This is a genomic window from Lutibacter sp. (assembly GCF_041596795.1).
Lineage (GTDB): Bacteria > Bacteroidota > Bacteroidia > Flavobacteriales > Flavobacteriaceae > Lutibacter.
On the sequence record NZ_JBFHHX010000186.1, the window covers coordinates 1 to 5,140 of the forward strand.

The 5,140-nt window shown below is 30.5% G+C and carries 4 protein-coding genes; 1 reads left to right on the forward strand and 3 read right to left on the reverse strand.

Annotation, left to right across the window (positions count from 1 at the left end):
- The coding region (locus ABY298_RS14730; protein WP_372746814.1) for a TonB-dependent receptor plug domain-containing protein at positions 1 to 1,785 on the forward strand (1,785 nt) is incomplete at its 5' end.
- A 150-nt stretch (positions 1,786 to 1,935) separates the two neighbouring features.
- On the opposite strand, the gene ABY298_RS14735 is transcribed toward ABY298_RS14730, so the two are convergent.
- From ABY298_RS14735 to ABY298_RS14745, 3 genes are all read right to left on the reverse strand, one after another.
- A complete protein-coding gene (locus ABY298_RS14735; protein ID WP_372746815.1) occupies positions 1,936 to 3,837 on the reverse strand; it encodes a pyruvate carboxylase subunit B in 1,902 nt (633 codons plus the stop codon).
- A gap of 18 nt (positions 3,838 to 3,855) precedes the next feature.
- A complete protein-coding gene (locus ABY298_RS14740) occupies positions 3,856 to 4,041 on the reverse strand; it encodes a hypothetical protein (RefSeq protein ID WP_372746816.1) in 186 nt (61 codons plus the stop codon).
- Between the two features lie 12 nt (positions 4,042 to 4,053).
- A partial coding sequence (locus ABY298_RS14745) for an acyl-CoA carboxylase subunit beta (RefSeq protein ID WP_372746817.1) occupies positions 4,054 to 5,140 on the reverse strand: 1,087 nt, incomplete at its 5' end.

The window sequence follows — 5,140 nt, forward strand, 5'->3', positions numbered from 1 at the left end:
GGAGTTGGTATTGGAAAACCTGTTATAAGAGGTTTACGAGGTAATAGAGTATTGGTTTACACGCAAGGAATTAGATTGGAAAATCAGCAATTTGGAGATGAACACGGATTAGGAATTGATGAATCTAGTGTAGAAAGCGTTGAAGTAATAAAAGGTCCGGCATCACTATTATATGGTTCAGATGCTTTGGGTGGTGTGCTGTATTTTAACCCTACAAAGTTTGCTGAATTAAATACCTTCGATTTTAATTTTAATCAATCTTATTTTTCAAATACTGAAGGAAGCAACACCTCTTTTGGCGTTAAAAAATCGTATAATTTATGGAAATTTTTGGCAAATGGAGCTTATAATCAACATGCAGATTATAAAACTCCAAACCAAGGAAATGTAACCAATACACGTTTTAACGAAACCACTTTTAACACAGCTATCGGATTCAATAACAGTATATTATCAAGCACTTTACGATTTAATTTTAATAATTCTATTTTAGGTATTCCTGAAGAAATTGGAGTGCAAAACAATCATAAAACCCCATTATCTCCTTATCAGGATTTAACTACTAAAATGGTGAGTTTAAATTCAATTTTCTTTTTACCAAACTCTAAAATAGCAACCACTTTTGGTTATACTTTAAATGTTAGAAAAGAATTTGAAGAACATGATGATGAAGAAGAACATTCAGAAAATGAAAGTGAAGAGGCTTCGTTATTTTTAAATTTGAATACTTATAGTTATGATGCTAAATGGCATTTACCTAAATTAGGTAAAATTGAAACTATTTTAGGAATACAAGGACTTTATCAGGAAAATGAAAATTTTGGAGAAGAAATTTTAATTCCAGATGCTATTACTAAAGATTTTGGAACATTTTTTACAGGATTGTACAATTGGAACCAAAACACCGTACAAGCAGGAATACGTTTTGACTCAAGAAAATTAACCACTGAAGAGCATTTTGTAACGCACGATGATGAGGTTCATATTTATGAAGCCATCAACAAATCTTTTGAAAACATTTCATCATCGCTAGGATTTAAAACTGTTTTATTTAACAAAATTACCAGCAGATTTAACATAGCTTCAGGTTTTAAAGCGCCAAACTTAGCAGAATTAACATCAAACGGTGTACATCACGGATCTAACAGATTTGAAATTGGAAATAGTGATCTTAAAAACGAACAAAATTTTCAATCAGATATATCATTAGAATATAATACAGACCATTTTGAAATTTTTGCAAACGGATTTTATAATCACATAAACAATTATATTTTTATAACACCAACTGGTGAGTTAGAAGAAGACTATTATATTTATAAGTACACCCAAGATAATGCAAAGTTATACGGAGGAGAAATTGGATGGCATTTTCATCCACATCCTTTAGACTGGCTGCATTTTAATAGTACTTTTGAAATGGTTATTGGAAAACAAAACAACGGTAATTATTTACCGCTAATTCCGGCAAACAAATTAACAAATACATTAAAAGTTGAATTTAATGGAAAAAATTGGATGCAAAACGGATTTGGAACCCTTACGTTAGCTTCTACTTTTAAACAAAAAAATATAAGTGAATTTGAAACTGAGTCAAATGCTTATAATTTAGTTAATTTAGGAATTGGAGGCACATTAAAACTTTCCAACTGTAATTTTGATGTAAGTTTAAATATCAATAATTTATTTGATACTTCTTATATTTCACATTTATCACGTTTAAAAGATGATGGTATTGAAAATATTGGAAGAAATATTATTGCGAGTATTAAATTTGAAATATAATTGTTAAAAATACAATGAAAAGTTTTAAGATTTGTTGTTTACTGATACCAATTGAAACAGTTTAATAAAAACCCTTACTTTACATTATTTGTTAAAAAAAAATAGCCTAAGAAAATTCTTAGGCTATTTTTATTAATATAATATTACGTTTTAATCTATTGTAAATAATACATCTCCTTTAACAACGGTATCACCTGAATCAAATTTAATTCCTGAAATAATACCATCCTTATTTGCTTCAAAGTTGTTCATCATTTTCATTGCTTCTAAAACAACTACAATTTCACCAGCTTTTACTTGGTCTCCATTCTTTTTCTTGAACTCAACAATCATACCTGGAATTGGTGCAGTACAAGCTCCTTCCTTAACTGTTTCTTTTGCTTCTTTTGCTTCTTTCTTTTTCCAAACAGATCTAGTAGTAGCTTTAGTATTAGGAATAGATACTGTAAATGATTCTCCATCTACAAATACTTCCATTTCTTGCATTTCAGCATTTCCATTAGAAACACCTACTTTTAATTCACCTGATAAAGCTTTAGCAATTAACTCTTCTTCTTTTTTAACATCTTCTAGAGTTTTTGCTTTCATATCTTCTGGCATTTCTTCTAAACCATATTTGATTTTTAAGAATTTTTTACCAGTTACAGGATACAATGCTAATAATACTTCATCATCAATATCTTTTGCAAGATCTTTAAAAGTAGCTCTAACACCTTCCATTTCAGGTTCTAAAATACTTCCTGGTCTAACTTCAATATGTTGCTCACCTCTTGGGTAATCTTTTAAAGCTTTCTTTCTAAGTTCTGGATTAATAGGTAAAGTAGTTTTACCATATAAACCATAGCATAAATCTTTTACTTCTTGTGTAATTCTAGAGTATTCACCTTCATAAGAATCAAACAACACATTATTAACTGTTTGAACTCCAACAATTTGACTTGTAGGTGTTACTAAAGGAATTTGACCTAAATCTTTTCTTACTTTTGGTAACATTTTAAATACATCATCTAATCTATGTAATGAATCCATTGATTTTAATTGGTTCACTAAGTTAGATAACATTCCACCTGGAGTTTGGTGTAAAATTACATCAGTATCAATAATAGCATATTTTGGACTATTATCTAAGTGCTTATATTTAGGAATTACTTTTTCCATTTGAGCACTAATAGCTGATAATTTTTTAATATCTAAACCAGTATCTCTATTTGTACCTAATAATGAAATTACTAATGGCTCTATAGCTGCATGAGAAGTTCTATATGCGTATGGAGACATACAAGTATCAACAATATCTACACCTGCTTCAATAGCTTTAAAAATTGCTAAATCACCCATACCTGATGTAAAGTGTGTATGCAAGTTTAAAGGAATATCAGTAATTTTTTTAAGTTCAACTACTAAGTTATAAATATCATAAGGAGCAATTAAACCAGCCATATCTTTAATACAGATAGAGTCTACTCCAAATTCCATTAATTCTTTTGCTTTGTTTACGTAATAATCAATGTTATAAACTTCACCACCTAATCTTGGTTCAGTTAAAGTATAACAAATTGTACCTTGAAAATGTTTTCCATTACGTTTTACAACTTTTGCTGCAGTTTCAAAGTTTCTATAATCATTTAATGCATCAAAACATCTAAAAATATCCATTCCATTATCACAAGCACGTTGTACAAAGTTTTCTACAACATCATCTGCATAATTTCTATATCCAACTACGTTTTGCCCTCTTAACAACATAAAGAATGGTGTTTTAGGCATATATTTTTTAAGTGTTCTTAAGCGTTCCCATGGATCTTCACCTAAGTATCTGTGCATTGTATCAAAAGTAGCTCCACCCCAAGTTTCTATTGCATGAAAACCAACTTCATCCATTTGCTCAGCAAAAGGAATCATATCTTCTGTTCTCCCTCTGGTTGCAAATAATGATTGGTGTCCATCACGAAAACTTAAATCTTGTATTTTAATTGGATTTTCTGCCTTTGGTCTATCTGCACTATAATCCATTTTTGTCATTATTAATGACCCGTGTTTATCATATATCATTGTGTCGTAATTTTAAATTTAACTAATTCTAGCGCCTATTGTTCTTCCTTTGCTAAAAAGTAATTCTCTGTCGTTCATTCTTCTTACCAATCCCATTTTCCCCCATCCGTAGCGAGGTGCAATTTTTTCTACAGTCTCTTCCATTTGAACATAAACCGTTGCTGCAATAACTGCTGCTCTTTTCTTTTTTTCGTGTAATGTCATAATCCTAAGTTTTTATTGAGGGATATTTCCGTGTTTTTTTGCTGGTACTAACTCTACTTTAGAACTTAAAGCTTCTAAAGCCATAATTAATCTTTCTCTTGTTTCACTTGGTAAAATTACTTCATCAATGTAACCTCTTTCAGCTGCTAAATAAGGTACACCAAAAGCAGTTTCGTACTCATCAATTTTTTCTTGTTTTTTAGCTTCTTTATTTTCGGCTGCTGCAATTTCTTTTTTATATGTAGAAATTACCTCCACAGCTCCTTTTGCACCCATTACTGCAATTTCAGCAGTTGGCCAAGCAAAAACCATATCAGCTCCTAAATGTTTAGAACTCATTGCAACATAAGCTCCACCGTAATCTTTACGTACTACTACTGTAAATTTAGGAACAGTTGCTTCTGAATAACTCCATAATAATTTAGCTCCGTGTCTAATAATTCCATTCCATTCTTGATTTACTCCTGGTAAGTATCCTGGCACATCTACAAATGTTACAATTGGAATATTAAAAGCATCACAAGTTCTAATAAATCTACTAATCTTATCTGAAGCATCTATATCTAAACAACCTGCTAAATATGCTGGTTGATTTGCAATAATACCAACTGAACGGTTATTTAATCTACCAAAACCAACAATACAGTTTTCAGCAAAATGTTCGTGTACTTCGTAAAAATGACCAGCATCTAATACTTCTTCTATGATATGTTTCATATCATAAGCCATTTTAGAATCGTCTGGAATAATAGTATTTAAATCGTCACAAGATCTTTTTGGATCATCACCCATTTCTAATATAGGTGTTAACTCCATATTATTATTAGGTAAATAATCTAATAATTCTCTAATTTGTTCAATACAATCTGCATCATCTTCACAAGCAAAATGTGCATTTCCACTTTTTGTATTGTGAACCATTGCGCCTCCTAATTCTTCAAATGTAGTTTCTTCACCAGTAACTGTTTTAATTACATAAGGACTAGTAATAAACATATTACTTGTTTTTTTCACCATAAAGATAAAATCTGTCATAGCAGGTGAATAAACTGCACCACCGGCACAAGGTCCCATAATTGCAGAAATTTGAGGAATTACA

Coding starts and splice junctions, on each gene's coding strand:
- ABY298_RS14735 (WP_372746815.1), bottom strand. CDS start 3,837: ATGATATATGATAAACACGGGTCATTAATAATGACAAAAATGGATTAT.
- ABY298_RS14740 (WP_372746816.1), bottom strand. CDS start 4,041: ATGACATTACACGAAAAAAAGAAAAGAGCAGCAGTTATTGCAGCAACG.